A 26,873-nucleotide genomic window follows, 5' to 3' on the forward strand; every position below is an offset into this window, starting at 1 on the left:
AAATTGATATTTTAATGATTACTAATTCATAATCACTTTCTATTTTTAGTATCGAAGTACTTTAATATTGAAGATGATTACTTTAGAAAATTAACTCTTTTAATGAATATAATTTAAAATCACCTTTCTATGATTAAGAAAGGTGATTTTAAGATTTAATGATAGGTAAGCTGTCTATTAATAGTCAAAGGTTAAATATTTATCCTAAACTCTTTTCATATTCACGAGCCTTTGTCACATCATAGTTATGCTCCCATTTAGCGACAACCAATGCGGCTAATGCGTTACCGACAACATTGAGTGCAGTACGAGCCATATCTAGAATACGGTCCACGCCCGCAATAAAGGCTAAACCTTCCAATGGAATCCCAACCGAACCTAACGTGGCGAGAAGAACAACAAAAGATACGCCTGGTACACCAGCTATTCCTTTTGAAGTAATCATTAGGGTAAATACCAGAATAAGTTCTTGGCCAATAGAAAGCTCTATGCCGTATAGTTGAGCTATAAAAATGGCAGCGATACTTTGATAGAGAGTGGAGCCATCAAGGTTAAAGGAATAACCAATTGGGATTACAAAGCTGGTAACTGATTTAGGAGCTCCATACTTTTCCATCTTATCCATGATCCGCGGTAAAACTGTTTCGGAGCTGGCTGTGGAATAGGCTAATAATAATTCATCCTTCAGTATTCTCATCAGTGTGAAAATATTGATTTTACAATAACGCGCGACCAGTCCCAGCACAACAACAGCAAAGAAGATAATTGCACAGTGAACCAAAATAACTAATTTAAGTAGTGGGATTAATGAGCTAAAGCCAAAATTTGCGACAGTAACCGAAATTAATGCGAATACCCCAACAGGCGCATACAGCATAATCATATTTGTCACACGGAACATGGTTTCTGAGAAAGTTTGTAGAACATTCAGCAGAGGTTGTTTTTTTTCTAAAGGTAGAGAAGATAGCCCCAAACCGAATAATACCGCGAAGAAAATAACAGGAAGCATATCGCCACTTGCCATTGCTGCAAATATATTGCTAGGAACCAGAGATAATAGCGTGTTTACAATGCCAGATGGATGACTTGCAACTTCTTGAGTGGTTTTTTCATATTGCGAAATATCAACTTGTGTCAGTTGAGACATATCAATACCGACACCAGGTTCAAAGATATTAGCAAAAGAGATCCCCACAATAATAGCTATTGTCGTTATGATCTCAAAGTAAACAATGGTTTTAAAACCCAATGTTCCCAATTGCTTGGTATTACCCACACCTGCAATCCCGACAATTAATGTTGATATAACAATCGGGACAACAATCATTTTGATTAATTGAATAAAAATTTTACCTGCGGGAGATAAAATATTTAGGATTAGCCAATCTTTATATTCTGCACTTTCATGCAGCAAAGCACCGACAATAACCCCTAAAATGAGAGCGATTAGAATCTGCCATCCTAGGCCAAATTTAAATGTTTTTTTTGGAACGATGTTGTTTAGTGTCATGATTAATTCTCAAATATATTAATAATATTTAACATTGTATTTTTTGTTATGGGCATTTTTATAACTAATATTCGGAAAAACCACAATCATTTATTCGAGAAAATGGAGTTATTTACAAAGGTTATTGATAATAAAATGTAAAAAATGTTATTTAATATCGCTGTGTTATTTCATTTTGTTTCTATATGTAAGTTATTATGTATCGGTGAGGATAATAAAATAAGATGTTAATTACTCAGGAGGATGGTTAAATATAATTTATTAAAGAAAGTGAAAATAGACAGGATTTTATATATTAAGAATAAAATATTTATCGAAATAAATGGAAGAATTCAGATAACAGAGAGGATAAATTAGAGTGGGGTTTATAACCGTGATTGGCTTCTTTTGTATGCAGCTAATAATGTACGCTCAGATAAATCAAGATATTCACGTAAGGTATTTGCCGCATCTTGGTTTTTCCCTGCATCTAATAACGCTAAAATAGCTTGGTTTTTATCAATATAAGGAGCGTAAAGAATTTTTGGATCATTTAAATGACCGAAAGCTAACCGTAATTCAGCGGCAATATTATGATATAGCTTAATAAGACGTTCACTGTCAGACAGCTCAACGATAGCAGTATGAAAATTCATATTTGCTGTACCCACACCAATCCAATTTTCTACTTTTTCATGTTCGCGTGCTTCGCTGACGGATTGCTTCATTTTTTGCACTGCGGGATGCAGGGCATAGGCATGGGTTAGTGCATCACATTCAATTAATCGGCGAACTTGGTAAATGTCGATAATCGCGGCCATATCAGGTACTGACACATAAACGCCCTTATTTGGTGCATAAGTCAGTAATCCTTCCTGAGTCAGAACGCGAAAAACCTCCCGCAGGGTATTGCGTGAAATATCTAATTCTTCACTCAACATCGCCTCAGATAAACGCTGTCCTGGTGTTAATTCACCGATCGTAATTTTATGACGAATAGTTTCTGCAATGGTGACTGACAGTGTTTGAGCCATAGGCTGTTTCTTCATAAAGACAAGCTTAATTGAGTGGATGAGAGTGATAGGCAGATATCTTCACATATTCAGTTAATCGCAGCAAGATTCCTTTTATGCACTTATTTTGGGCATGGATCTAAAAATGGAATCAGTCATCGCACAAGTTTGGGTCTGTATTGGAATATTAAATGTTAATAATTGAGGTTACTTGTTAAAAAAGTGATCAAGCTTTGATTTTTTAATCATCAATAACGATTTTCATTGATTGTTTATTCATCATTTCATATTAATTGTTGAACAATCCAATGCAGATCAATAAACAATCTTCACTATTAGTAGAACAATGGCACGAAAATTGCCTCTATAAATCAGCACAACACACATAAATTCATAACTACAAAAACAATTCATAGAGGAGTATGCGTATGGCAGCTCAAGAAAATACGACTACCGCAGAATATGTAAAAAAACGTCGTTCATCCTTAATTGGCGCTATTTTTCTTATGGCGACATCAGCAATTGGACCGGGATTTATCACTCAAACAGCAACCTTTACCGTCACTCTCGGGGCTGCATTTGCTTTTGGTATTTTGGCATCAATCATCATTGACTTCGTAGTACAGCAAAATATTTGGCGCGTCGTGACGTTAACAAAAATGCACTCATCGGATATCGCCAATGCCACTATTCCGGGAAGCGGTTATGTGCTCGCGGTATTAGTCATATTCGGCGGTTTAATATTTAACATCGGTAATATTGCTGGCGCAGGGTTAGGGCTAAATGCGTTAGTTGGTCTGGATCCTAAATGGGGTGGATTACTCAGTGCATTACTTGCCATCTATATTTTCTCATCCCGAAAGGCCAGTACATTTATTGATCGGCTAATTATCGTACTTGGCTTAGTGATGATTGGCTTAACGTTGTTTGTCATGTTTGCATCAAACCCGCCAGTGGGTGAAGCGTTGCGTCAAAGCGTCCTGCCAGATACTGTTGATTTTGCGATGATCACAACGATTGTTGGTGGTACGGTGGGGGGATATATTTGTTATGCGGGTGCCCACCGTTTATTAGATAAAGGTGAAGTGGGTGTTGAAAATATTCAAGCAGTAGCGAGCGCGGCAACTAAAGGGATCGTGGTGGTTGGGATCATGCGCTACGTACTGTTTTTAGCCATTCTCGGTGTCGTTGCAAGTGGCGTAACTATTGATATTTCAGGAAAATCGGCCAACCCTGCATCCCAAGCCTTCCAAGCGGCAGCGGGTAATTATGGTTTACGTATCTTCGGTTTAATTTTATGGGCGGCAGCACTCACCAGTGTGATTGGCGCAGCTTATACCTCAATGAGCTTCTTAAAAGCGTTCAAATCCAGCATTACAGAAAGACAGCGTAACATTTCAACGATCATCTTTATCGCGGTTTCTCTGGCGATTTATCTCTTAATGGGGACGGCACCTGCGGCATTATTAGTCTTTGCGGGTGGTTTTAATGGCCTGATCCTACCGATTGGTTTGAGTATCTTTGTGTATATCGCATGGAAAAGAGCGGACTTGATGTCAGGCTACCATTACCCGCGTTGGTTATTGTGGTCTGGGGTAGTGACTTGCGCTTTAACATGGTACATGGGAGCAATGTCCGTTACGGCAATTTTCAACTACTTAAAATAAAATCGATAAGAGGCTAAGGGATCATAATGAATAAGCAAATCGACCTAAATAGCGATCTTGGGGAAAGTTTTGGGCAGTGGGAGATGGGAAATGATGAAGCGATGCTAAGCATCGTAAGTAGTGCAAACATCGCGTGTGGATTTCATGCCGGTTCTCCCGAAGGCATCATGAAAACCTTAGCTTCTGCCAAAAAAAATGGCGTCACTGTAGGGGCGCATGTGGGATATCCCGATTTAGTAGGCTTTGGTCGTCGCAATATGGATATTGCCTCTGAGGAGCTAATCGCTGATGTGATTTACCAAATTGGTGCCTTGCAAGGTTTGGCCAAAGCGGTGGGAGCGAAAGTCGAATATGTGAAACCTCATGGTGCACTGTATAACACCATCGCTCATGACCAACGCCAAGCAATGGCAGTAATTGATGGAATACTAGCCATTGATGGCGATTTAACCTTGGTAGCATTAGCAGGATCCCCGCTAGTAGGTTGGGCAAAGGGTCGAGGGCTAAATGTCGTCGCGGAAGCTTTTGCTGATAGAGCCTATAACAACGATGGCACACTGGTCTCTAGAAAGCTGACGGGAGCAGTCCTCCATGACCCGGAACTCGTGGCAGAACGTATGCTACAACTGGTGAATGAAGGCGGGGTTATCTCGATTGATGGTAAATTTACACCGATTGATGCCGACTCCATTTGTGTTCATGGAGATAGCCCCGGTGCGCTAGAGATGGCGAAGAAAGTACGTGAAATCTTTGAGCAACAAGGTATTAAGGTCTGTGCATTTACAGGGAAGAGGTGCGGGTCATGAGCCAATTAATGAAAGCCTCTAAATCTGCAATTCAAGCAGCAAAAGCAGCGCGAGACGCCATCCGTCAAGGTTATGATAAGCCGACCGCGGGTATGGCACCGGGAATGACCCAAGCCAATATGATTGCATTACCACGAGATTGGGCTTTTGACTTTTTACTCTATGCCCAACGTAATCCAAAAAGTTGCCCAGTATTGGATGTTTGTGAAGCTGGCAGTTGGCAGACGATATTGGCAGAAGGCGCAGATTTACGTACTGATATTCCACGCTATCGTGTGTGGGAGCACGGAAAATTAGTGAATGAAATCACGGATGCTACCGAAATTTATCAGCAACATCCGGACTTAGTGACATTTTTAATTGGTTGTAGCTTCACGTTCGAAACACCTATGTTAGAAGCTGGGATTGAAATTCGTCACATCACGGATAACTCCAATGTACCGATGTATAAAACCAATCGATTATGCCGTCCAGCAGGACGGTTAGAAGGTGAATTGGTGGTGTCAATGCGACCTATTCCTGCAAATAGAGTGGCTGACGCGGTAAGTATTTCGGGACGTTTTCCTGCGGTACATGGTGCACCGGTACATATTGGTGCTCCGGAGTCGCTGGGTATTCACGATATTATGTGCCCTGATTTTGGGGATGCGGTTCGCATCGAAGAAGGTGAAATTCCCGTATTTTGGGCTTGTGGTGTCACGCCTCAAGCCGCAGTGATGAAATCGGGGGTACCTTTCGCATTGAGCCATGCTCCGGGGTATATGTTTATCACCGATATTCCTGATGCGGCTTATCATGTATAGAGGTGCCTATGCGTTTTTTACCCGTTAATTTAAAAGCTTTTATGGTTGAATTACCCAGTCTTGAACAGACCATGGCACTCACTGATTCTTTGACTAATATGCCGATTAATGGAATTGATGAAATCACGACAGCGGCACGTACCATTCTTGTGCGTTATAACCCGATCATTATTAATGTTGAGGTGCTAATTCAACAAATTTCCCAACGCAATGTTGAAGCCTTGGAATACAAAGCGGGCAAATTAGTGACTATTCCGGTGCATTATAATGGTGAAGATTTAGCGGAAGTGGCGGGATATCTGGGCATTACAGTTGATGAAGTGATCCGGCGCCATACAGAAAATGAATATCAAGTTGCCTTTAGTGGGTTTGCACCAGGATTTGGTTATATGGTATCCAAACAGGCGCAGTTACATGTACCTCGTCGTCAATCTCCTCGTGTACGCATACCAGCGGGTTCAGTCGCACTTGCGGGTGAGTTCAGTAGCGTCTATCCACAAGCTAGCCCCGGTGGATGGCAATTGATCGGCATTACGGATCTCGCCGTTTGGGATATTAATCGCTCAGAGCCCGCTTTACTACAAGCAGGATATCGTGTTCATTTTGTGGATCAGGCCAAAAGTGCCATCAGTTATAGCCTACCAAGTCAGCCAGAAAAAAAACGAGCAGATAACGCACAAACTTATGATTTAACTGTGCTCGCGACAGGGTTACAGGTACTTTTTCAAGATTTAGGGCGTATTGGGCAATCGGCATTAGGTATTTCTGAAGCAGGGGCGATGGATAAATCCGCCTTGTATAGTGCGAATCGTTTGGTCGGTAATCACTCGGATTCTACCGTATTAGAAATCACGTTAGGGGGATTCAAAGCCCGAGCGAATAAAGATTTATTAGTCGCCGTGACGGGAGCCGAATGTTCAATAGAAATCACAACCGATGAAGGAAAGCGCTATTTCGTCGCAAATTATCAATCTGTTCATCTGGCAAAAGGGGATGTCATCCACATTGGGCGACCGACCAAAGGGGTACGTAGCTATTTTGCTGTGCGCGGTGGTTTCCATGTGGCTCCTATCTTGGGAAGTTGCTCATTTGATACTCTCGCTCAAGTGGGTCCAGCTCCTTTAATGGTAGGGCAGTCATTATCAGTCGAAAAAAATAGCTGCACACAGGCTATTTCACTCAATGAAACTCCTGCATTTGATTATCCAACGGCGGATGATGTGGTCGTGCTGGATATTATTTTAGGGCCGAGAACAGATTGGTTTAGTCAACCAGCGCTCGCTCTACTTAAGCAACAAATCTGGCAAGTGACTGCGGCATCGAACCGTATCGGATTACGCCTCTCAGGGGAAATTCCCTTAGAGCGTGAAAAATTACAAGAATTACCCAGTGAAGGAACCTGTATTGGTGCAATTCAAGTGCCCGCGAATGGACAACCGGTTCTATTTTTGAATGACCATCCTCTAACAGGTGGCTATCCAGTGATTGGATCAGTGTGCGAATACCATTTAGATTTAGCGGGACAAATCCCCGTCAATGGCAAAATTCGCTTTAATCCACTGAATGAATTTAATGAATTTGAAGGGAGTCGTGAGGCTTATGAAAACGAATAAAAATAATCCAGTACATAAGGTTCTAATTGCTAACCGTGGTGAAATTGCGGTACGTATTATTCGTGCTTGTCGTGACTATGGTTTTGCTTCTGTCGCGGTGTATGCGGACAGTGATATTGATGCATTGCATGTCACGATGGCTAATGAAGCTTTTGGTCTTGGCGGTAATACTCCAGCACAAAGCTACTTAAATATTGAGAAACTAATCGAGATCGCCAAAAAATCAGGGGCGACAATGGTGCATCCGGGGTACGGTTTTCTTTCAGAACGCTCAGAGTTTGCTCGTGCGGTACAACAAGCCGGCCTGATTTGGATTGGACCTAGCCCTGAAAGTATCGATACCTTAGGTGATAAAGTACAAGCTCGCCACATTGCACTCCAAGTGGGCGCTCCGTTAGTCGTTGGAACTAAAAATCCTGTCAAAGAAGCCAGTGAAGTCGTTGAATTTGCTCACCAGCATGGTCTACCTATCGCGATTAAAGCCGCATTCGGTGGGGGAGGTCGTGGTTTAAAAGTGGCATGGCAGATGCACGAAGTCGAAGAGTTATACCATTCCGCGGTACGCGAGGCGACAGCTGCATTTGGTCGCGGTGAATGTTTTATTGAACAATTTTTGCATAATCCTCGTCATATTGAAGCCCAAGTGATTGCGGATACACACGGTAATGTAGTGGTGGTAGGAACGCGAGATTGTTCTTTACAACGCCGTAATCAAAAGTTAGTCGAAGAGTCACCGGCACCGTTTTTATCTGATGCATTAGAACAGCAAATTATACGCGCATCGACGGATATATGCCGTCAAGCAGGGTATGTTGGCGCAGGAACAGTCGAATTTTTATTGAGCCAAGAAGGAATGTTGTCTTTCTTAGAAGTTAACACTCGCTTACAAGTTGAACATCCTGTCACTGAAGAAACCGCGGGAATTGATCTGGTTATTGAGCAGCTACGAATAGCTGAAGGATTGCCACTCAGTATTTTGGAAACACCAGTACCCAGAGGCCATGCATTTGAGTTTAGAATCAATGCCGAAGATGCAGGCAATGGCTTTTTACCGACACCGGGCACTATTATTCGCTTTGATGCCCCGTCAGGTCCGGGAGTGCGCCTTGATAGTGGTGTCGTTGCGGGAACCACCATTCCGGGTACATTTGATTCGTTGATGGCTAAATTGATTGTGGTCGGGTCAACCCGTGAGCAAGCGATTGTACGAGCACGCAGAGCGCTTGCTGAGTTCAACATTGAAGGGGTGGCGTCTGTATTACCATTTCATCGTGCAGTCATTGATCACCATGATTTCTGTGAACAGTTCAAGGTACACACACGTTGGATTGAGACCGAATTTAATGTGGAAATTCCACCCGCGAAAAAACAGCTTCCTCAAGTCAATCAAGATTTAACACGTACGTTTATAGAAATTGATGGTAAGCGTTGTGAATTGGGATTACCTGCACAATTATTTTCTGGTATGGCAGTCACTCAAAATATCGCTGTTCAAGAGGCACATATTGCCGATAACAGTCCTTATAATGTGAATGCTCCCATTTCTGGAATATTATTCAATTGGTTAGTACCTCAAGGTGATAAAGTGCTTGAAGGCGATGTTATCGGCGTCATGGAAGCGATGAAAATGGAGGTTCAAGTGATAGCCCACCGCTCAGGACAGCTACAATATGCGGCCAATCAAGGGGATTTTATCAGTGCGGATTGTAAGATTGCGGAGATTATTTAGTCTCAAATCATCACGAGGTGGCTATATGCCACCTCATTTTAACGCGCCTCACGTTCAGGCAAATTACGCAGTGGTGGGGCTGGTGCGGGTACGACATTTTTTTCTTCTTTGGCAATTTCATCGCTATCGCGGTAAACCTCGCCACAAAGGAAAAATAGATTAGGGCGCTTAGATTCTAAGTAAGCTTTCCTACTCATACACTGTTCTTGGGTATAAATGGTTTCGGTAACAGGTAATGCATCGCATGAGTCGGAACCACAAGGGCTGACCCATAATGCCCAACCAATAAGTACCATATGTCCTGCCATTTACATTGCCTTCTCAATTAATCACGAATGAAGCCGACCCAAGATGACTCATTAACACCGTTTTTATAGGGTGAAAAGCGTCTTTTATTCGAAAAATATAAGTCAAATTCTAACATCGGATTTATTAAAAGTATGTATTCGGATGATAGATAAATGACATTTCACATTAATTAGCAAGTGGTTACTGATTAATTCACTAATTAGATAATCATAAACAGATTAGTTTTATTTATAGCGGGTTATTGGCGAAAAGAGGGGAATTATTTTTAACAGTCCGATTAATTTAGGCTTGGCTCGCAAAAGAACCAAATAGTTGTCTGTAAATGTGTGTTTTAAGATCCCCATCCTGTCAATCTAAATGATTTTTATCTACGATTAGCGAAATAACGCAATAATAATAGAGATAGGTACATTATGAATGCCATGGAAGAAGTGCTTTCATTTTGGTTCGAGGAATCGACCCCAAAACAATGGTTTGAGAAAAGCGAAAAATTTGACATAACCATCGCTAAGCGTTTTAAAACACTCAGTGAACAAGCATCACAAGGGGAGCTGGCATACTGGCGTTCATCGATTCGAGGGCGTCTGGCTGAAATTATTATTCTTGACCAATTTTCCCGTAACTTATGGCGAAACACGCCACGAGCCTTTGCTCAAGATGGTATGGCGCTAGTTCTTGCCCAAGAGGCTATCAAGCAACCTGATTACAATATGCTGACGCTATCACAGCGCAAATTTATTTTGATGCCATTTATGCACTCAGAATCCAGCTTTATTCACTTACAAGCCGTAGAGTTATTTCGCATGCTAGGGGATGATAATACGTTGGATTATGAAATGCGTCATAAGGCAATTATTGATAAGTTTGGTCGATACCCTCATCGAAATGGCATTTTGAACCGACCGTCAACAGCAGAGGAAGTGGCTTTTTTACAGCAACCTAACTCTTCATTTTAATTGAGACTGACCATAAAAATGAGTTTGTAGTTTTGTACTACAAACTCATGTTTTCAGCCTGAACGTTAGCGGAACAGCTCCGCAGGGGTCGGTTGTAATTCCAGTTGCTGCTGCAAGTGGGATAAATACTGTTCAGTAATTTGGGCTATTTGTGGGTAAAAAGGATGTTCAGTTTGACTCTGTTGTACCAATGCTAAATAGCGGTACGCCCAGGGTAATAAATGTTTTTCCAATAGTTCAATAATGGCCGCATTTTCCCCTTGTTCCGCCAATGCGGATATCGCCATGAGCATTAAACCAAATTGGTCTTCTGGCTCACGGATCCCTGTATTGGTGACTAACCCTTGCCCCATAAGAAAATGGCGATAAGCGCTGGTGGAATCTCCCATGACAATATTATCATGGGATAAATACACCGAACCCCAAGGTGGTGCTGGCATAGTACCTTGCCCCTCAAAGAGCACTGAAAAATCATAAAGAAGCGTCTCTGGAGAATACTGAGCGAGTTGATCACAGATCGCCGCTATTTGTTCATTATCATCCCATGTATGTAATGTGGGGATCTGAGGAAGCACAGGTTGTAGGGTTTGAAAAGTTTGGCTTTCAGGGGAGTAATAAAACATTGCCCCTAAAATACGAAAAAGTGTTGTATCGAGAGCTTGCATCATTATACCTATCAGATGAACGTCAGCAGAGTTAAACACAAAGCGCCTGAATTCAGGCGCTTTGGTCATCAATCATAACACGGGATAAAGCACCTTACATGGTGATTTGCCACAGGTTATAGAACGCGATACGACCGGATAATTCAGCTAACAATACCGCGGCTGCACATGTTGCTAACGGGATTTTAGGCGCACGTTGCTTGAGAGCAAAACCGACGAAAGCCGCTAATGCAATCACTAAAACCACGACTTGGAAGCCCCAGAAACCAGTTTGTTCAGCACTCAATGCTGGACCTGTTTCGGATAAAAATGCTTGATATCCTGCACGGCTAGCAAAAATAGCTAAGGTACCGAGTAGGAAAGCCGCAATACCTAGACCACGAGCACCAATGACAATAGCCAATGCTCCGCCGCCCACAAACATCGTTGCCCACATTTGTAGCGTCGTATATTCCGTATTCCAGTTAGCAATAGTGGCAATATTATAGACTTGCGGTATTGACCAAACAAAAGCTAAGCCCGAAATGACAGTGGCAATGTTAGCCAGCTCGCGCAGAACGGATTGTTTCACAAAATGAGTAAAGAATACCGTTGCAGCAGCACATCCCACAAATACACCACTTAAAAATGCTTCATTACTCATCGGTGAGCGACCGACACCCAGTAGCATATTAAAGAAGCGCAGTGGTTGCCCAACGTGTAGCGCTCCAATACCTAAGCCAATCAGCACAATGATGAAACCGATAATATTCGCAACTCTGAGTTGCTTGTCATCGATGGAACCCATCTTGCGTGCTAAATAAGCGAGTAAGAATAAACCGACAGCGGATTGCCCTAAGACGGTAAAGAAAACCAGTGGTAACTCATGCATATTAGACCTCCGCAGGGTTTTTCAGTTCGCCACTTTTATCACCGGATGGCTTTGCATCTTTGTGTGGCTTGATGACGATATTAGGGTTAGTCAGGCTAGGATCTGGCATTGGTGCAATACCGCATTCTGTGCCGTGTAACTCACGCAGAACTGTAATGTCATCGAAGTCTAAAGCACGTTGTGGGCAAGACTCTACACAAACAGGTTTCATGCCTTTTGCGACACGTTCATAACAACCGTCGCATTTGCTCATCAGCTTTTTCTTTTCATCAAACTGTGGGGCGCCATACGGGCAACGCAATTCACAGTAACGGCAACCGACACAGATAGATTGGTCAACGACCACTAAACCATCTTCAGCACGTTTATGCATCGCACCTGTTGGGCAACCTTCTACACATGTTGGGTTAGAACAGTGATTACAAGAGATAGACAAATAGTAGTTAAAAACATTCTGCTGCCAGATGCCATCTTGTTTTTGCCAACTACCACCACCAAACTCATAAACACGGCGGAATTTTGGGCCTAAATCTAAATCTTTTTCGTCCTTACAACTGACCTGACAAGTTTTACAGCCAGTGCATTTTGTGGAGTCAAAATAAAATCCATACTGTTTCATCAATTAACTCCTTAAGCGCGTTTGACTTCAACAAGGTTAGTATGTTGCGGTGTACCTTTCGCCAGAGGGGAAGGGACATGTGAGGTCAGAGTGTTGATACAACCACCAACATCTAAGCCTTCGCTGTTCAACGCGCGCCATGCACCTTGAGGAACAGCAATCACACCTGGCAATACGCGCTCTGTCACTTTCACTTTAATTTGTAGACGCCCACGATCATTGAAGATTTCAGCAAGGTCGCCATTTTTCAAGCCACGTTGTTGAGCATCAATTGGGTTCAACCAGAATTGATGTGGGATCGCCTCACGTAGCATTGCCACGTTGTAATAAGTGGAGTGAACGTGGCCTTTATCGTGGAAGCCGGTCATTAATAAAGTATGTTTTTGTTGCGCATTTTGCGCCTCAACACCTTCTTTGTTCACACAATATTCAGGAATTGCTGGGATACGCTGACCTTCTGGGAGTTCCCAGTTTTTAACGCGTTCAACCAGTTGTTCAGAATAGATCTCAATTTTTCCTGATGGTGTTTTCAATGGATTAGTCGCAGGGTCATCACGGAAATTTTTCAATGCTACATTTTCTGCGCTATTGAGGAATTTACGGTCAATAATACCCGCGCCATCGGTTTCACTAAATTCAGGCAGATGAGGCATTTTCTCTCGAGTCTTGTTATAGCAGAACTCAATCCATTCAGCGTAAGTGCGACCTTCAGTAAATTGGTCTTTGACACCCATTTTTTCAGCAATTTCAGCTAATACATCATAATTAGGGCGGTTTTCCCATAATGGGTCGATAGCATTTTGCAGACGAACCAGATAGTGATAAGCCCCACTTGCGTAAGAGTTATTGATTAAGTCATTAGTCTCAACGGTAGTCACATCGGGTAACAATAGATCGGCGTATTTTGCTGACGGGGTATCGTGGTTATCCCAAACGAGGATAAATTCACATTTAGATTCATCCGCAAGAATTTCATGGGTTTTATTTAAGTCGCCGTGTTGGTTACCAATTACGTTACTGGAGTAGCACCACATAAATTTAATGTCGTTATTCAGCTTATCGACACCCTTAATGCCTCCATTTTCTGCAGTGAGTTCTTTACCGCGAACAATGGCTTCTGACCACATATAGGTTGGGATCAGGGCTTTAACTGGGTTTGGCAAACCAAATCCAGCTACAGGATAAGCAAAGCTGTTACCCCATAAACCAGTATTGGTACCTGAGCGACCGATATTGCCAGACATAATCGGGAGCATCATGATAGAACGGCAAGCTTGCTCACCATTTTCGGTACGTTGTAAGCCCCAGCCTTGTGAGATCCAAGCGTGCTGTGCATTACCAATTTCACGAGCCAACTGAGTGATACGAGCGACGGAAATTCCGGTTAATTTACTTGCCCATTCTGGTGTTTTTGCAATCCCGTCAGGACCGTTACCTAAAATGTAATCTTTGTAAGATGCATTACGCGGTGCGGATGCTGGAAGTGTTGATTCATCCCAGCCTACACAATAGTTTTTCAGGAATTCTTCGTCAGTTAAGCCTTCTTGGATCATCACATAACCCAGAGCAGCAACTAATGCAGCATCGGTACCTGGATAGATAGGGATCCATTCGGCACCAAGGGTGGTTACGCTATCGGTACGACGAGGATCAATGATAATAACTTTGGCTTTGCTCTTTTCAAGGGCATTGAGGGTTTCATAGAATTGTCCCCCTCCAGACATACGAGTTTCCGCTAAGTTATGACCAAACATCACAACTAAATCGGAATTTTGAATCTCAGATAAGTAAGATTCTTCAACGCTACCATATACATATGGTGTAATTTCCATTAGCTGAGCATAAGAATATGTTCCATAGTCACCTAAGAATCCACCCGTTAAACTCAGTAGACGTTTACACGCTGCACGACCATGTAAGTTTGCGCCTGTAGAACCTGAACCATATTGGTAGTAAATTGCATCATTACCATATTTATCAATAGTATATTTCAACTTTTCAGCAATGATAGTCGTTGCTTCATCCCAACTGATTTTTTTGAACTTACCTTCACCACGCTTACCAACACGTACCATTGGGTATTTTAAGCGATCGGGATTGTATGTTTTCCAGCGAACCGAACGGCCACGTAGACAAGGGCGAATTTGGTGTTCGCCAAGGGTTGAGTCGTCATACATCGTTTCATTCGAGATACGGCTGATGACGCCATCTTTTACGTGAACTTTAAGTGGACAGCGGCTACCACAGTTAACTAAGCATGCGCTATAACTGATTTTTTCGCTGACTTCATCTGGCATGATGGTTGGTGTTTTTGCTTGAGCAGCAAAAGGCAGAGTGATTGAGCCTGCGACCGCTGCTGCACCAGCGACGGTTGCGGAGGTTTGTATAAACTCCCTCCTGCTCAGTTCTGCGAATTTAGGTGTTATTTTATTTTTATGCATCGACATTGCCTATATGTAAAAAACGTATTAGGTGTATGCCTATATGTTAGAAAAAATAGCCCATTGCTAACATGATATACATCAACAATAACCATGATAAAAGCATGGTAAATGTTTTTATTTATTTAATTTTTAAGGACTTTTTCTGATTAGGAGATAGTTTTAGTTCTGTTTTGGTTATCAATCGTTATATTATTTTATATATAACCATAAAGTGGTATAGGGAGTATAAGAGGGGTTTCCCCCTCTAAAGGTCATGGAACAGCATTAGAATTATTAAGCAGGATTTATAAGTTGCATCTAATTAGCTATTTAACTGTTGAATGGCCTATTAATCGAACATCATTTCCGGTAGGTGACTGATGAACGTGTAAATTGAACTGAGGCAATATAGAGAATATATGATCAAAAATATCCGATTGAATGCGCTCATATTCTAGCCACACGGTAGTATTGGTAAAGGCGTAAATCTCGATTGGAATACCATTGGAATCAGATTCTAGCTGCCTAACCATGATCGTCATTCCTTTATGGATATTAGGATGAGAACGTAAGTAGGCTTCTATATAAGCGCGAAATGTACCAATATTGGTCAAACGTCGCTGATTTAATGGAACCGCTTTATCTTCGGGTAATGAATTATTATATGATTGAATTTCAGAGATTTTTTTATCTATATAAGGTTCAAGCAAGTTTGCTTTCTCTAGATAGGCAATTTCATCTGATTGCAAAAAATGGATACTGTTGGCGTCTATACGCAGGCTTCGTTTGATTCTACGCCCACCAGATTCCGTCATCCCTTTCCAGTTTTTAAAAGAGTCAGAAATTAGAGCGTAGGTTGGGATTGTCGTCACGGTATTGTCCCAATTTCGGACTTTCACCGTAGTCAATCCAATGTCAATCACTGCTCCATCAGCACCATATTTCGGCATTTCTAGCCAATCGCCGATGTTGACCATATTGTTTGCTGATAATTGGATACCAGCAACGAGTCCCATAATTGGGTCTTTAAATACTAACATCATGACCGCAGTCATTGCCCCTAAGCCACTCAGAATGATCAGTGGTGATTTACCAATGAGTAGCGCAATGATCATTATTGAGATCAGTAGGGTGGCGATCAATTTGATGCTTTGGAAAATCCCTCTTAGGGGCAGGTGAGCTGTTTTCGCTGCGCGTTGTAGTACTTCCAGTACGATATCTAGGATCGAATAAATGGCAAGCAAACCAAACAACAAGCACCACGCTTGGGAAGCTACATTAAGAACAATTTGTGGCGTCGAGCCTGATTGTAGCCACAGTGTCGATTGAATATTAACCACAACACCTTGAATAATAAAGGCAATACGATTGAATAAATTATGTTGTGTTAGTTGATGCTGCCAGCCGGATCCCAGTTTTTTCCCTCTTTTTTCAAGGGTAGGTAAAAGTATTTTATGTAGAATCAGGTGTAAGACGAGGGCAACAATGAGAATCAGCCCAAGAACCATCAGTAGTGAAGCGAGGTTGGCATAGTCTTGATTAAACTGGTGTACCCAGTTGAGCAGTTGCTGCTGCATAGGTTCTCCTTTGCGGTTCAGAACATCCATAAATGACAATCTAGTATAGGGAAATATGTGTCAGATTTGTGAAAAATCATGAATATTTACATAAGATTACGGAAAATGGCGGTTAATCTGATTGATGCTCTATAATTTGAGGGATACTCTCAGACGATCATGATTACGAGGAAATACTGATGAAAAAGCCTACAAGAAATAGGTGCCTACCACTTGTTCTTATTTTGGTATTCATGGGGATATCCCCACTTGCGTTCTCCGATCCGAATGGTAACAACGGGCATGGAAACGGTAACAAACATAATAAAGAATTTAAAGGCAACAACGGCCATAAGAATAAAGACGATGACCATTATAAAATGAAGCAATGGAATAATGATAATTCGAGTATTCAAGGAACTTTGCGTATTGCTCCAAATATCAGTTTTAGTGTGAGTTTTGGGGAGGTGAGGCCACTAGCTATTGAATATGGTCTTACAGGCTATAAAGGATTGCCGCCGGGTATTGCAAAACAAGTAAGAAGAGGAAAACCATTACCGCCAGGAATTGCGAAAAAAATATTGCCATCGAAATTCATACATCAATTACCAGCCTATGCAGGCTATGAATGGAAAATGAGTGGAAAGGATTTAATTTTGGTTGCAATTGGCACAGCGGTTATTGCTGAAATTATTGAGAATGTTTTTGAATAAAAAAACGGCCTTTAATAAGGCCGTTAGCAAAATTTTGCAAATACTAGAATGAGGTAAATAAAAGTTTGATTGACTATGATTTAACGCAAATTACATAAAACGTTTAGATAACAATTCAACAACTTCTTGCAGGTTAACGAAAAATTCTTTGATGCTGTTCATATTAGCTCCGAATGTTAATGTGTGATCTTGATCACGTAGGAGCATTCTAATTTTTTATTGACCAAAGTCAATAATCGATTAAAAAATATTTTAAACATTAAACTTATTTGTAGCCTAATGAGTGTAAAAAGTTATTTACAACCTTAGGTATATTGCGGACTATTTTGTTTGCATAAATTCTTTAGTTGATGAAATTATTGATAAACTAGTGAGTTCTAACATACTTTGGTCATGTAATTCAGGGGTTGCGGCTGCACAGAGATCTTCTAATACATGACAAAAATAGCCGAGGTCGTGGGCTTGTCTTACACTACTCTGAATTGCCATCACAGAACTCACTCCACCAAAATAGAGATGGGTGATGTCATTATCATGTAGCCATTGATGAAGCTTATTCCCAGCAAAAGCAGAAACACCTTTTTTAATCATCACTCGGTCATGCATATGAACTTCTAGCTCATCAACCCAGCTGCAACCGTGCCCACTTAATTTAAGGGCGCCGACTTGTTTCGCGTGTTGAAATAGGGGGGAGCCAGTGGGAATATCTTGATAGTTATCGCTAAAACCGACTTTGACCCAAATGACGGGAATACCTTGATTACGTGCATAACTCGCTGCTTGGTTTGCTTTTTCTATAATTTTTCGCGAGTTAGTTTGTAGATAGCTACTGTTGGATAATCCATTTTTACCAACAATATCGTTAATAAGATCGATGATAATTAGCGCTTTTGACATTATTGCCCCTTCAATGGCTAAGTAAATAAACGTAAAGTGGCATTGTAGTGGTTATTCGTAGGGAGGGATGTTAACTCAATAGCATTATTCTATTTAAGGTACATCAATGATAAAGCCGATCCCTTTATTATCTAGCCCCTCAGTCACTTTTAATGTTGCCCCAATTTTGGATGCAAGATTTTGTGCAATAGATAATCCTAAACCACTACCCATTTCTAATGTTCCAGGAACACGATAAAAGCGAGAAAATAGATGCTCTCGTTCTTCATCAGGGATCCCGCGACCATTATCTTGAATCGTAATTGTTGCACCAAATGGGCTCAGATTTTTTATCGTCACTTTAATCTTTGCTTTTTCAGGGCAATATTTGATCGCATTTTCAATTAGGCTAGTAAAAACGTTACTTAGCGCCAATTTATCGGTAGTCACGTCAAACGCATCAGGGCTTTGTAACTCGACATCGATATCTTTACTTAATGCATAAGGAATATGTGAAGAAATCAGATGGCTAATTAGCGTCGGCAAATCAATTTTTTCTTTGCGAATGGTGAAGTCTTCAGCTTCTAATCTGGCGAGATCGATTAATTGATGGGATACCGAAGCGGCGCGATTGAGCGTTTCTTTCATGTCATTAATGATTTCAGCTTTTTCTTTTGGATTATCAATATTCATTAACAAATGTAGTTGCGCCGTGACTGCGGCAATAGGGGTTCGTAGTTCATGAGCTGCATCAGCCATAAAACGTTTTTCTCGTTGATTTGCCTCGTCTACGCGGGCCATTAATTTATTAATTGCTGAAATAATCGGGCGAGTTTCTTTATACATATCTTTAGTATCAATCGGGGCTAAATTTCCCGGCTGACGCGAAGAAATAATAGTCGCAATTTTTTTGATTGGACGAATACTGAAATATGCAGTAATTAAAATTGCGATTAACATAATCCCCAGAATAAAGGCTAAAGGGATAGCGGTTCCCTCCGCAGGGTTACCTATCAATTTTCTGCGCTCAAGATAAGACTCTGCGATGACGACTTCTAATTTATGTTTATCGTCCCAAGCGGAAGTAAAATGCCAATCCTTGTATAGATTGGTCAAGTCCTTGACTGATTTTAAGGAGGGGTCGGCAATCTTTTCACTGTTGCGGTATAGCACATGACCTTGCTTATCTCTGACGACCATAAAAGGTTTATAGCTAGTATCCAAGCCATTTTCCATGGCATCGGTATACATTTTTTGCAAGGTAGCGGCTAACGTATCAAAATATTCCTGATTGTCTGAAACGGTTCCGAGAGTTTGCGCTATACCTTGGGTAACAATTTGCTGTTGCTGATTGAAATCATCATCATCAACAATATCGGGAAGATAAAAAAACTGTAGCCAGCCAATTAGAAGCAGCCATAGTAAAATGACAGAGCCAATTTGGATCCCAAAGGTATAAACAAGGAACGATTTAATTTTCACTAGGTTGAGCTTCTTTTTTCAATAAATAGCCGATACCCCGGATAGTAACAATTCGGTCTTTACCAATTTTACGGCGCAAGTTATGAATGTGAACTTCAAGTGAATTACTTTCTACATCATCAAGTCCAAACAAGCGCTGTTCTAAATCGGTTTTACGGACTACATTATCTGAGTTTTTTATTAATTCGAAGAGTAATAAATATTCTTTGCCTGACAGCAACAGTAGCTGGTCATTCAAAGTCACTTGATGATTCAGCGGATTTAATTGCAGATTATCTAATTGCCATATTTCAGAGGAAAACCCAGCCATCCGACGACTAATCGCTTTGACTCGTGAGATGAGTTCAGGCATTTCAAATGGTTTAGTTAAAAAATCATCGGCTCCGGAATCTAAGCTGGCAACTAAATTGTCCATTTTATTGCGGGCAGTCAGAATGATAATCGGTATTGATTCACCGGCTTGGCGCCATGCGATTAATTCATTGTGGCCATCTCCATCTGGTAAACCTAAATCCAGTAGCATGAGATCAAAATTGCGAGTGGTTAATTGCTGTTTTGCATCAGCTAATAGCCTAACCCAACAAGGGTTAAAACCCGCTAATTCAAGTCCTCGACACAACGCTTTTCCAAGTTGAAGATCATCTTCGACCAATAAAATATTCATATTTGTTACCTCTGGTACGGAGTATAAGCAGACAGCTTTATCCCAGCAACCACCATATTTGACATCTTAAGTATCCCTTAAGGTTGGTTTAACTAAATTTTAAGGTACTAAAAATATAAATGACTAATATGCTCTCACGCTCTAAAAGAGAGAGAATTGAAAATGAAGAAAGCATTTATTGAAGTACCATTATTTTTTGTGATTATTTTTATTGCAGTTACTCTTATGGGTACAAATTTGAGTAAGCCACAGATTAAAATTGGTAATTTAACATTTAATGAAATGTCTATTTGTACGGATACCAATAAGTGCAAATTGAATGACCATGTATTAGTATCTAATAATGATGGGGTTAATCTGGTAAAAGAGATTAGATCTTTTTTACGAAAAAAACTCTATTAAGGATAAGTTGGTCGATGAGAGCTAGATTAGATTGGAAGGTTAAAACGTTAATTCGGAATAATAAATATAAAAAATCAGGAAAAAGAATGCGATATCTTTAAGATAAGCCATTCCTTTTCCTCTATTCAGATATTAATTTTCTATGTTTTCTTCGGGGAGCCAGCCGTCATCCATCCAGATTTCTTCGAGAATTTCTTGGATGCGAACCTTATCTTCTGCGATTTTAGTACCAGAAATATTGACCGCTTGTTGGGAACTAAAACCAACACGCGTGACGATATCAGGATATTGAGATTGTAGTTTGCGCAAAATCTCAGACTCTAAAGCCTGTAGAACCTGATTACTTGGTTTCTGTGCTGCATTTTTGTCAAATAATACTTCGATACGTAACATAATAGCCTCTACTAAAGACTGTATTGATATACAGTATTTTTAAATGGATATTGGGTAATTGTCAATATCCATCCAATAATATTTTTACTCTTTCTGCGGAGGTTAAATGAATTTAGAAGAAGCTGGCGGAGATATTAATGCATAATCCGAGGATCGCCATATTAAAAATAAACGAAATAATAGATTGCAGTAATACGGCTCTGCGCATTGGTGTAGAGGCGACCTCCACATCCGCGGTCTGAGAAGCAACAGCAATCGTAAATGAAAAATACAGAAAATCTGAATAGCTTGGCTCACTAATTTTATCGGGAAAATTCAGCCAAGGTTTTTCATTTTCAACATTGCTGTAATAGAGGTGGGCATAATGCATGGTAAACCCCATTGGTAAAAGCAGCCATGAGGAAATGAGTGTCGACGCGGTTAGAATATAAGAGTAAATTTTATCTGCTTTTGGGATATCACTATGACCACCAAGGGCAAAAAATAGAGCCAATAAGCTAACACAGCAACCGGACATCAAGAAGAATATGACCATCCGTGCGCTTTCATCTTCGACTTTGGTGAGTCTACGAATATCTTTGACGTTATGACTAATTATTCGTTGAAATAGAAAGAGCAAATAGGACCAAGCAAACACATTCCAACTAATGATGAGATTGATGATCAAATTTTGGTCATTAAATAACGCAAAAAAGGTAATAAATGCCGCGATTAATGACACTAAAAATCGCGGTCGAGAATGAAATGCATGACGTAACCAGCGTGTGATACGAGCAGCATAACGAAGCATGAGATATTCCTTGAAAATAAACATATATTCTTAATATAAAACGAGTATATCACCGATAGAAATGAAGCTCTAATTATCGGATTTCAAGGAATAAGAGAATCACTTTTCATCTTGTTTCATTAACGCATAGCGATTGAGTAGCTGTTTAAAGTGATTGTCAATACGCTGATATTCAGATTCTGGGACGTTACCTTGAGTTTGCAGCTGTTCTAAGCGGCGTAACTCTTCTTCCAGAGGAATAGCTTGGTTAAAATTTTGTCGAGCATTGAATATAACAGTCTTTAATTCAGAGCCTGTTATATAACTGCGAGGTTTTCCATCTAAGCTATCTAAACGGACACTGAGCTGATTAAGCTGTTCCATCCCTTTTGACCACTGTTGCAGTTTGTCATTCGAAAGCGAATTGATCTGCATTTTCTGACGCCATTTATCATTAAAACTACTGACTTCCTGATGTTCACCATACTGTTTAGTTAAGTAATTCACCATATTGAGCCCGTATTGCTGGGACCAAATTGGGGATACTGACTCTAGCTCGCCAAGATAATTATCAATAAAACTCAGATTTTCCGAAGAAAAACTATTGGGTTGGGATGGATTGGGTTGTAATTGCTGTCCGAGTAAGAGTTCAATATTCGATGTAAACTCAGGAAGTTGAGGGAGCGCTTGTGTTAAGGCGTGATTGCTAATTTTTGGATGGAGTATATAAAGCGTACCGGCACAAATAGCGCCTGTGACGACAATCCCCCATACCAGCCCCACACCAAAACCTTTACGGTAAGAGGGCTTAGGTTGCGGTGGTGTACTGATGGTGGCATTGGCTTTGATTGATATCGGTATAGCGGCAGTATTTGCATGAAACGTTGAGGGTGCGGTTTTAGGGATATGCAAGGGGGTTGATGGGATAAAACCACTGGTTGGGGCATCGGTACTTTCTAGTTGGCGTGATTGCGTTGTCAGCAAGTTTTGTAGTCGATCGAGCTGCGTGAGATGTTTTAATTCCAATGTTTGTAGCTGTTGTCCTATTTGTTCTAATGTTTTCTCAGCTTGATAAAGTGAGGAAAGATCAGCGTAAACAGGGGAATAGCTACGTAATCCCGTGATCAATTGTTGACTCAGAGTGGATAATATTTCAACGCGGGCATGGGTTTGCTGAGGCCATAGCCCTTGCCAGTATCGATTGAGTAAATGTTGGAGCAGAGATAGACCTTCATTTAATCCCACAATTCCTGCCTGATGCTGGCGGATCAGTGTAAACCATGCACAGGTTTGTAAGTCGGCCCCATTTTGATTGAATAATGATAGGCATAGTCCATGGGCACGAGCCCAGTCAATATCAGGGCGTGCTGGATGAAAGCGCTTATTTAACTCTTCTTTTAGTGCAGCAAAGTCCGCATATGTCCGAGGGTCGCCACCAAGTCGTAATGTATTTAAATCTGGATTCATAATTGTCTCAAATCGAAGAAAAGGAGGTGTATTGATGAAATATTAAAGATGATCGAATTGTTTTTTCAGATGGTGCAATAAAATATGCCCATCGGCAAGAGGAGGGCCTGTAAAGCTGGCTGTGCGTAATGCGGTTAATAAAGGCATAGTACGATTTCCTATCGACGCTAATCCAAGAAGATTTTTTCAGGTAGAACAAAATTGCGCAGTTTTAATAGCGCCAGCGGGCCTTGCCCCATTTCTGTACGAAGTTGGTAATTCAGCGAATAACCTTCTTTTGTGTTCCATGTCACGGTATAGCTGCTGGTGCTGCCCGCATAAGGGGCAATATTGGCGGTTTCGAGTAAACGGATCAAGCCCCAGACACCACGATGATCTCCGTACAATTTGGTGCCTGATGAGGTGGTCATCCACGTTAAGGATGCACCAGACGCCACCGTATCGGCTGGCCAAACAAAACGTTGCCATTCCGGGAATTGGTTATCGTAAGTGAGATTTTGTTTATCGATCACCAATATCGTTTGCATGATGTTTTTACTGGTGCCTGGCCGCATTTCAAAATACAGGCGCGCTTCGCCATTAGCAAAAGCGACGTCACCCAATTCCGTGAGCGTATTCAGGGCATTTAAAAACGCAGGATTAAATCGCAGGCTTTGGGCATTCGTTGAATTAGGCACCCAGCGGTTACCTTCTTTGCGTAAAACCCCTTGTAAACGGGTTTCGAGAAAACGTTGAATGCGTCCATTATCGGGTTTGAGATATTGTGCCATCAACGGTAAAGAGATATCACTTTGGGTGTCTTTCAATGGGTAACGACCGCCGAATGCGCTATTCCATTCATTGACAATGGAATTTTGCCACTCACTATTAATGCCTTGAGCGGTTGGGGTCAAAAGCTGTTGCCACGCTTGGGTCATCGGTTCGACTAACAGGGCCTCCCCAAAGCTTTGCCACTCTTGACCAAAGCTAGCCGCAATCAGGCTTCCCATATCTTTTGTTTCTGAAAAATCGACACTTTTTCCTTCCAAAATACTGTGAGCAAGGGCTTGAGACATGGCTTGCGGATCGGGTGCATTCACCACTTGCTGAAGTTTTAAGCGTACCCGAGTTATGCGGGTGAGATAGGCTTGTAGACTGAGGTTATCACTGGTTTGTGTGGTGGCTTGCGGATCTACAAAATTCAGAACAGGGGCGAAGGTCTCTTCAAGGGGACCTGTAAATTCTGCTTTTTGGCTGATCATGGGTTTTTGGTCTTTGTTGAGTAGGTCTTTGGCTGAGTTCATAAAGGAGTCGGTGAGCTTTTCTTGCTGGCGCCCAGTTTTCCCTTGATAAGCTATCGTATTCATTAATGCGATAATAGGGGATTGACGGACATCGCTCATCAAGGATAGCTGGTCAATGGTATCCGATAAACTTTCGGTTTGGCGCCACTGTAAGCTGTTGAGGAAGTTAAGCCAGCTATCGGAGAAATCAGCAAAATAACGGTCAGTTAATTGTTGTTTCAAGGCTTCAGGGGAGATGTCCTCGCTGAGGTCATGCTGGTTATCGCTCAATACCCAATCAATTTCATTGCGGCGGGATTCCACCACTTTTTTAATGGCGGGCTCGATGGACTCTTCCCACGCTTTGCGGGTAAAGGTGCCGGAGACAAACTCATCGGTGGTAAATAAAAAGCTGGCATCCGTATCCCCAGTCATGTCATCCAGGGTCATATCTGGGAACTGATGCTGCGCTTGCAGTAACACGTCTTGATACAGTGTGGCACTTTCACTGCGCTGCCCAATTTGTCGGGTTAACAGAGTACGGCTTTGATTAATCAGGTTATTGTTGGCGGTTAATTGCCATTCAGGGTGCTTCGGTAGCTGCTGGGCATAGAACATCAGTAATTCTTTGCCGAGGGTTTGCCATTCCCCTTCGTTCATTCCTTGCGGGACGGGGAGGGTATTCAGTACACTTTCAGTAAAGAAGACTGGCTCCATACGCTCCGGCGTGGTCATCATCAAATAGGTTTTGAGGGATTGATACGCCTGTTGAGTTGCTTGACGACGTTCATCACTGTTAGGGGAAAGTTGGGCATACGTTTGTAATTGTTGTTCTAATTGCTGGCGGATGTTATCGCGCAGGGGAGGCAATACGGTTTGTTGGTATAGCGGCCATAAATGGGCGAGTAGAGGCTGATTACTGTTTAGCCCAAAATGCAGCCAAAATGGTACCGAGGTTTGCTCGCGATGATTGAGTAAACCTAGGGTTTGCTGAAAATCATACTGGGCTTTGAGGCGTTCAGTTTCCGGTAATTGGCTGTTAGCGGCGACGCTCGCACTTTGGTAGCTCTCTTCGATGAGCTGGCGATTGGCGAAGTAAGAGACAATCATCCCTGCGCCCCACAAAGTCATGGCGGTGGCGGCACCGTATTGAACGAGGCGTTTTTTGTCAAAACCTAACGCGGCAGGTTGCAAACCGGATGCCAGTTCAGATTGCACATTCAACCAGCTTTTCCAGCGTGTATCGGGGTGCCAACTATTGGGTAAACGTTGCTGATTTAACGGATGGATAGAAGGGCTGAATGTGATGCCGGAAAAAGGTAACGTCCGTAATTGGGTATTGAGTGGCGCTAGTGCGGTCGCGAGCTGTTGGCTACCCCCGTTTTGTAAAAATTGGGCCAGAGCCAGTAGATAGGTGTGTTTCTGTTCGCGCAGTAACGCTTGAGTTCCGTTGATCACGAGCGCGGGGATCAGGCTTAATAAGCTCGGTGATAGCGCCTCGGCGGGCATATTTTGCTCTGTCATGCAGAGGATAGAGGGCGTATCAACAGCACTGAGGGATTGTTGGTCACTGACACTCCAAACCCAAACAGGCGCACGCCAACCTAATTCTTGGAAGAGGTTTTGGATGGCACGCCCGGCATTGTGGGCTGTTGCGGTATTGAGGTTAGTGAACGTGACGTTGTTGTCTAAAAGCTGGGACGAAATGCTATTTTCAGTTACCCAAATCACGCCATCGAGCGGACGGCGTCGGCGCAATTGCTTGAGGGTCTCCAGCCTTTCGGCATCCATCGAACTGCCGATATCGCCACCGTAGATGAGTAGGGTGCCATCACACTCTTGCCAGATTTCTTGGGTCAGACTTGGGGCGAGTTTTTCGACGGCGGAATGAGAGCCGAGGAGGAGCTGAATGGAGACTTTGGCATGCCAGAACGTGCCGTATTGGGATTTTAGGGTGTTTTGGATTTCTGGTAGTAATACATTATCCGTATCATTATGATTTTTAATGACGTTATTTGTTTTTTCCTTTGTGCCACTATAAGCTTGTTTTCCAATCCAGCGGCTAACAGTAAAAACAACAATAGAAGCTAAACCAATAAAACCAGTTACCCATACGAGGGTATTCAAAGCATTATATTGTTTTTCCGAGTTTGGCTGAATTTCTAATATTTCTGGTGAGAAATAAAGAACTAAGCCAAGGGGTATAGCTATGCAGAATAACACTAATAGAATAACCCATGGTTTTTCTAAACTCTTTAGTGTAGAGAGTAAATAAGATTTCATATCTTGGCTCCAGATACGATGAAAATAAAGTAATTAATGTGTT

The 26,873-nt window shown here is 41.8% G+C and carries 23 protein-coding genes; 8 read left to right on the forward strand and 15 right to left on the reverse strand.

The window, feature by feature from the left end:
* Positions 1-199: 199 nt before the first annotated feature.
* Together gltP and PR761_RS01640 are read right to left on the reverse strand one after the other, a co-directional pair.
* A complete protein-coding gene (gltP, locus tag PR761_RS01635) occupies positions 200-1,510 on the reverse strand; it encodes a glutamate/aspartate:proton symporter GltP (RefSeq protein WP_006815504.1) in 1,311 nt (436 codons plus the stop codon).
* Between the two features lie 365 nt (positions 1,511-1,875).
* On the reverse strand, positions 1,876-2,538 hold the full coding sequence (locus PR761_RS01640) for a GntR family transcriptional regulator (RefSeq protein ID WP_006815503.1): 663 nt from the start codon (positions 2,536-2,538) through the stop codon (positions 1,876-1,878).
* Positions 2,539-2,930: 392 nt separating this feature from the next.
* Between PR761_RS01640 and PR761_RS01645 the strand changes: the two genes are divergently transcribed.
* The 5 genes from PR761_RS01645 to PR761_RS01665 are packed head-to-tail and all read left to right on the forward strand — an operon-like array spanning position 2,931 to position 9,120.
* Complete coding sequence (locus tag PR761_RS01645) at positions 2,931-4,169, forward strand: NRAMP family divalent metal transporter (RefSeq protein WP_039855343.1); 1,239 nt, start codon at positions 2,931-2,933, stop codon at positions 4,167-4,169.
* 26 nt (positions 4,170-4,195) lie between these two features.
* Positions 4,196-4,975 (forward strand): LamB/YcsF family protein, encoded by a 780-nt coding sequence (locus PR761_RS01650; protein WP_154611167.1) that lies wholly within the window; start codon positions 4,196-4,198, stop codon positions 4,973-4,975.
* On the forward strand, positions 4,972-5,778 hold the full coding sequence (locus PR761_RS01655; RefSeq protein WP_126436971.1) for a putative hydro-lyase: 807 nt from the start codon (positions 4,972-4,974) through the stop codon (positions 5,776-5,778). The genes PR761_RS01650 and PR761_RS01655 overlap by 4 nt, the downstream gene beginning before the upstream one ends.
* A gap of 8 nt (positions 5,779-5,786) precedes the next feature.
* Positions 5,787-7,391 carry an urea amidolyase family protein gene (locus PR761_RS01660; RefSeq protein WP_154611166.1) on the forward strand — a complete coding sequence of 535 codons (1,605 nt, stop codon included), beginning with the start codon at positions 5,787-5,789 and terminating at the stop codon, positions 7,389-7,391.
* Positions 7,378-9,120, forward strand: a complete 1,743-nt coding sequence (locus PR761_RS01665; protein WP_006815498.1) for an acetyl/propionyl/methylcrotonyl-CoA carboxylase subunit alpha — start codon at positions 7,378-7,380, stop codon at positions 9,118-9,120. Before PR761_RS01660 ends, PR761_RS01665 begins: the two co-directional genes overlap by 14 nt.
* A gap of 38 nt (positions 9,121-9,158) precedes the next feature.
* On the opposite strand, the gene PR761_RS01670 is transcribed toward PR761_RS01665, so the two are convergent.
* Entirely contained in the window at positions 9,159-9,428 is a 270-nt protein-coding gene (locus PR761_RS01670) for a hypothetical protein (RefSeq protein ID WP_006815497.1), read from the reverse strand.
* Between the two features lie 414 nt (positions 9,429-9,842).
* Between PR761_RS01670 and PR761_RS01675 the strand changes: the two genes are divergently transcribed.
* Positions 9,843-10,385, forward strand: a complete 543-nt coding sequence (locus tag PR761_RS01675; protein ID WP_115164454.1) for a DUF924 family protein — start codon at positions 9,843-9,845, stop codon at positions 10,383-10,385.
* A gap of 65 nt (positions 10,386-10,450) precedes the next feature.
* Here PR761_RS01675 and PR761_RS01680 read toward each other — a convergent pair whose 3' ends face one another.
* The 5 genes from PR761_RS01680 to PR761_RS01700 all read right to left on the reverse strand — a co-directional run bounded on the left by PR761_RS01680 (position 10,451) and on the right by PR761_RS01700 (position 16,540).
* Positions 10,451-11,050: a TorD/DmsD family molecular chaperone gene (locus tag PR761_RS01680; protein ID WP_039855488.1), complete on the reverse strand. Its 600-nt coding sequence runs from the start codon at positions 11,048-11,050 to the stop codon at positions 10,451-10,453.
* Between the two features lie 94 nt (positions 11,051-11,144).
* A complete protein-coding gene (locus PR761_RS01685) occupies positions 11,145-11,921 on the reverse strand; it encodes a dimethyl sulfoxide reductase anchor subunit family protein (protein ID WP_154611165.1) in 777 nt (258 codons plus the stop codon).
* A gap of 1 nt (position 11,922) precedes the next feature.
* Positions 11,923-12,540: a DMSO/selenate family reductase complex B subunit gene (locus tag PR761_RS01690; RefSeq protein ID WP_006815493.1), complete on the reverse strand. Its 618-nt coding sequence runs from the start codon at positions 12,538-12,540 to the stop codon at positions 11,923-11,925.
* Between the two features lie 11 nt (positions 12,541-12,551).
* Positions 12,552-14,981, reverse strand: coding sequence for a DMSO/selenate family reductase complex A subunit (locus PR761_RS01695; protein ID WP_115164453.1), 2,430 nt, complete (start codon positions 14,979-14,981; stop codon positions 12,552-12,554).
* A 308-nt stretch (positions 14,982-15,289) separates the two neighbouring features.
* Positions 15,290-16,540 (reverse strand): mechanosensitive ion channel family protein, encoded by a 1,251-nt coding sequence (locus tag PR761_RS01700; protein WP_039855338.1) that lies wholly within the window; start codon positions 16,538-16,540, stop codon positions 15,290-15,292.
* Between the two features lie 179 nt (positions 16,541-16,719).
* Between PR761_RS01700 and PR761_RS01705 the strand changes: the two genes are divergently transcribed.
* On the forward strand, positions 16,720-17,232 hold the full coding sequence (locus PR761_RS01705) for an anti-virulence regulator CigR family protein (RefSeq protein ID WP_112836975.1): 513 nt from the start codon (positions 16,720-16,722) through the stop codon (positions 17,230-17,232).
* Positions 17,233-17,553: 321 nt separating this feature from the next.
* Here PR761_RS01705 and PR761_RS01710 read toward each other — a convergent pair whose 3' ends face one another.
* From PR761_RS01710 to PR761_RS01720, 3 genes are all read right to left on the reverse strand, one after another.
* Complete coding sequence (locus tag PR761_RS01710) at positions 17,554-18,129, reverse strand: cysteine hydrolase family protein (protein ID WP_006815488.1); 576 nt, start codon at positions 18,127-18,129, stop codon at positions 17,554-17,556.
* A gap of 93 nt (positions 18,130-18,222) precedes the next feature.
* The gene (locus PR761_RS01715) at positions 18,223-19,590 is read right to left on the reverse strand and encodes a sensor histidine kinase (protein ID WP_006815487.1); all 1,368 of its coding nucleotides are present in this window, start codon (positions 19,588-19,590) and stop codon (positions 18,223-18,225) included.
* A complete protein-coding gene (locus tag PR761_RS01720) occupies positions 19,580-20,254 on the reverse strand; it encodes a response regulator (protein ID WP_112836973.1) in 675 nt (224 codons plus the stop codon). The genes PR761_RS01715 and PR761_RS01720 overlap by 11 nt, the downstream gene beginning before the upstream one ends.
* 162 nt (positions 20,255-20,416) lie before the next feature.
* On the opposite strand from PR761_RS01720, the gene PR761_RS01725 reads away from it, so the two are divergent.
* Complete coding sequence (locus PR761_RS01725) at positions 20,417-20,656, forward strand: hypothetical protein (protein WP_006815485.1); 240 nt, start codon at positions 20,417-20,419, stop codon at positions 20,654-20,656.
* Positions 20,657-20,788: 132 nt separating this feature from the next.
* On the opposite strand, the gene PR761_RS01730 is transcribed toward PR761_RS01725, so the two are convergent.
* The 4 genes from PR761_RS01730 to PR761_RS01745 all read right to left on the reverse strand — a co-directional run bounded on the left by PR761_RS01730 (position 20,789) and on the right by PR761_RS01745 (position 26,830).
* Positions 20,789-21,049, reverse strand: coding sequence for a DinI-like family protein (locus tag PR761_RS01730; RefSeq protein WP_006815484.1), 261 nt, complete (start codon positions 21,047-21,049; stop codon positions 20,789-20,791).
* Between the two features lie 112 nt (positions 21,050-21,161).
* Entirely contained in the window at positions 21,162-21,839 is a 678-nt protein-coding gene (locus tag PR761_RS01735; RefSeq protein ID WP_039855335.1) for a DUF1345 domain-containing protein, read from the reverse strand.
* A gap of 99 nt (positions 21,840-21,938) precedes the next feature.
* Entirely contained in the window at positions 21,939-23,285 is a 1,347-nt protein-coding gene (locus PR761_RS01740) for a VasL domain-containing protein (RefSeq protein WP_006815482.1), read from the reverse strand.
* Positions 23,286-23,452: 167 nt separating this feature from the next.
* The gene (locus PR761_RS01745; protein WP_154611164.1) at positions 23,453-26,830 is read right to left on the reverse strand and encodes an ImcF-related family protein; all 3,378 of its coding nucleotides are present in this window, start codon (positions 26,828-26,830) and stop codon (positions 23,453-23,455) included.
* Positions 26,831-26,873: the final 43 nt, after the last annotated feature.

Source organism: Providencia sp. PROV210 (genome assembly GCF_028479445.1).
Lineage (GTDB): Bacteria > Pseudomonadota > Gammaproteobacteria > Enterobacterales > Enterobacteriaceae > Providencia > Providencia rustigianii.

Bases quoted from the DNA above. Each gene is read 5' to 3' on its own strand.
- gltP (WP_006815504.1), bottom strand. From the start codon at position 1,510: ATGACACTAAACAACATCGTTCCAAAAAAAACATTTAAATTTGGCCTA.
- PR761_RS01640 (WP_006815503.1), bottom strand. From the start codon at position 2,538: ATGAAGAAACAGCCTATGGCTCAAACACTGTCAGTCACCATTGCAGAA.
- PR761_RS01645 (WP_039855343.1), top strand. From the start codon at position 2,931: ATGGCAGCTCAAGAAAATACGACTACCGCAGAATATGTAAAAAAACGT.
- PR761_RS01650 (WP_154611167.1), top strand. From the start codon at position 4,196: ATGAATAAGCAAATCGACCTAAATAGCGATCTTGGGGAAAGTTTTGGG.
- PR761_RS01655 (WP_126436971.1), top strand. From the start codon at position 4,972: ATGAGCCAATTAATGAAAGCCTCTAAATCTGCAATTCAAGCAGCAAAA.
- PR761_RS01660 (WP_154611166.1), top strand. From the start codon at position 5,787: ATGCGTTTTTTACCCGTTAATTTAAAAGCTTTTATGGTTGAATTACCC.
- PR761_RS01665 (WP_006815498.1), top strand. From the start codon at position 7,378: ATGAAAACGAATAAAAATAATCCAGTACATAAGGTTCTAATTGCTAAC.
- PR761_RS01670 (WP_006815497.1), bottom strand. From the start codon at position 9,428: ATGGCAGGACATATGGTACTTATTGGTTGGGCATTATGGGTCAGCCCT.
- PR761_RS01675 (WP_115164454.1), top strand. From the start codon at position 9,843: ATGAATGCCATGGAAGAAGTGCTTTCATTTTGGTTCGAGGAATCGACC.
- PR761_RS01680 (WP_039855488.1), bottom strand. From the start codon at position 11,050: ATGCAAGCTCTCGATACAACACTTTTTCGTATTTTAGGGGCAATGTTT.
- PR761_RS01685 (WP_154611165.1), bottom strand. From the start codon at position 11,921: ATGCATGAGTTACCACTGGTTTTCTTTACCGTCTTAGGGCAATCCGCT.
- PR761_RS01690 (WP_006815493.1), bottom strand. From the start codon at position 12,540: ATGAAACAGTATGGATTTTATTTTGACTCCACAAAATGCACTGGCTGT.
- PR761_RS01695 (WP_115164453.1), bottom strand. From the start codon at position 14,981: ATGCATAAAAATAAAATAACACCTAAATTCGCAGAACTGAGCAGGAGG.
- PR761_RS01700 (WP_039855338.1), bottom strand. From the start codon at position 16,540: ATGCAGCAGCAACTGCTCAACTGGGTACACCAGTTTAATCAAGACTAT.
- PR761_RS01705 (WP_112836975.1), top strand. From the start codon at position 16,720: ATGAAAAAGCCTACAAGAAATAGGTGCCTACCACTTGTTCTTATTTTG.
- PR761_RS01710 (WP_006815488.1), bottom strand. From the start codon at position 18,129: ATGTCAAAAGCGCTAATTATCATCGATCTTATTAACGATATTGTTGGT.
- PR761_RS01720 (WP_112836973.1), bottom strand. From the start codon at position 20,254: ATGAATATTTTATTGGTCGAAGATGATCTTCAACTTGGAAAAGCGTTG.
- PR761_RS01725 (WP_006815485.1), top strand. From the start codon at position 20,417: ATGAAGAAAGCATTTATTGAAGTACCATTATTTTTTGTGATTATTTTT.
- PR761_RS01730 (WP_006815484.1), bottom strand. From the start codon at position 21,049: ATGTTACGTATCGAAGTATTATTTGACAAAAATGCAGCACAGAAACCA.
- PR761_RS01735 (WP_039855335.1), bottom strand. From the start codon at position 21,839: ATGCTTCGTTATGCTGCTCGTATCACACGCTGGTTACGTCATGCATTT.
- PR761_RS01740 (WP_006815482.1), bottom strand. From the start codon at position 23,285: ATGAATCCAGATTTAAATACATTACGACTTGGTGGCGACCCTCGGACA.
- PR761_RS01745 (WP_154611164.1), bottom strand. From the start codon at position 26,830: ATGAAATCTTATTTACTCTCTACACTAAAGAGTTTAGAAAAACCATGG.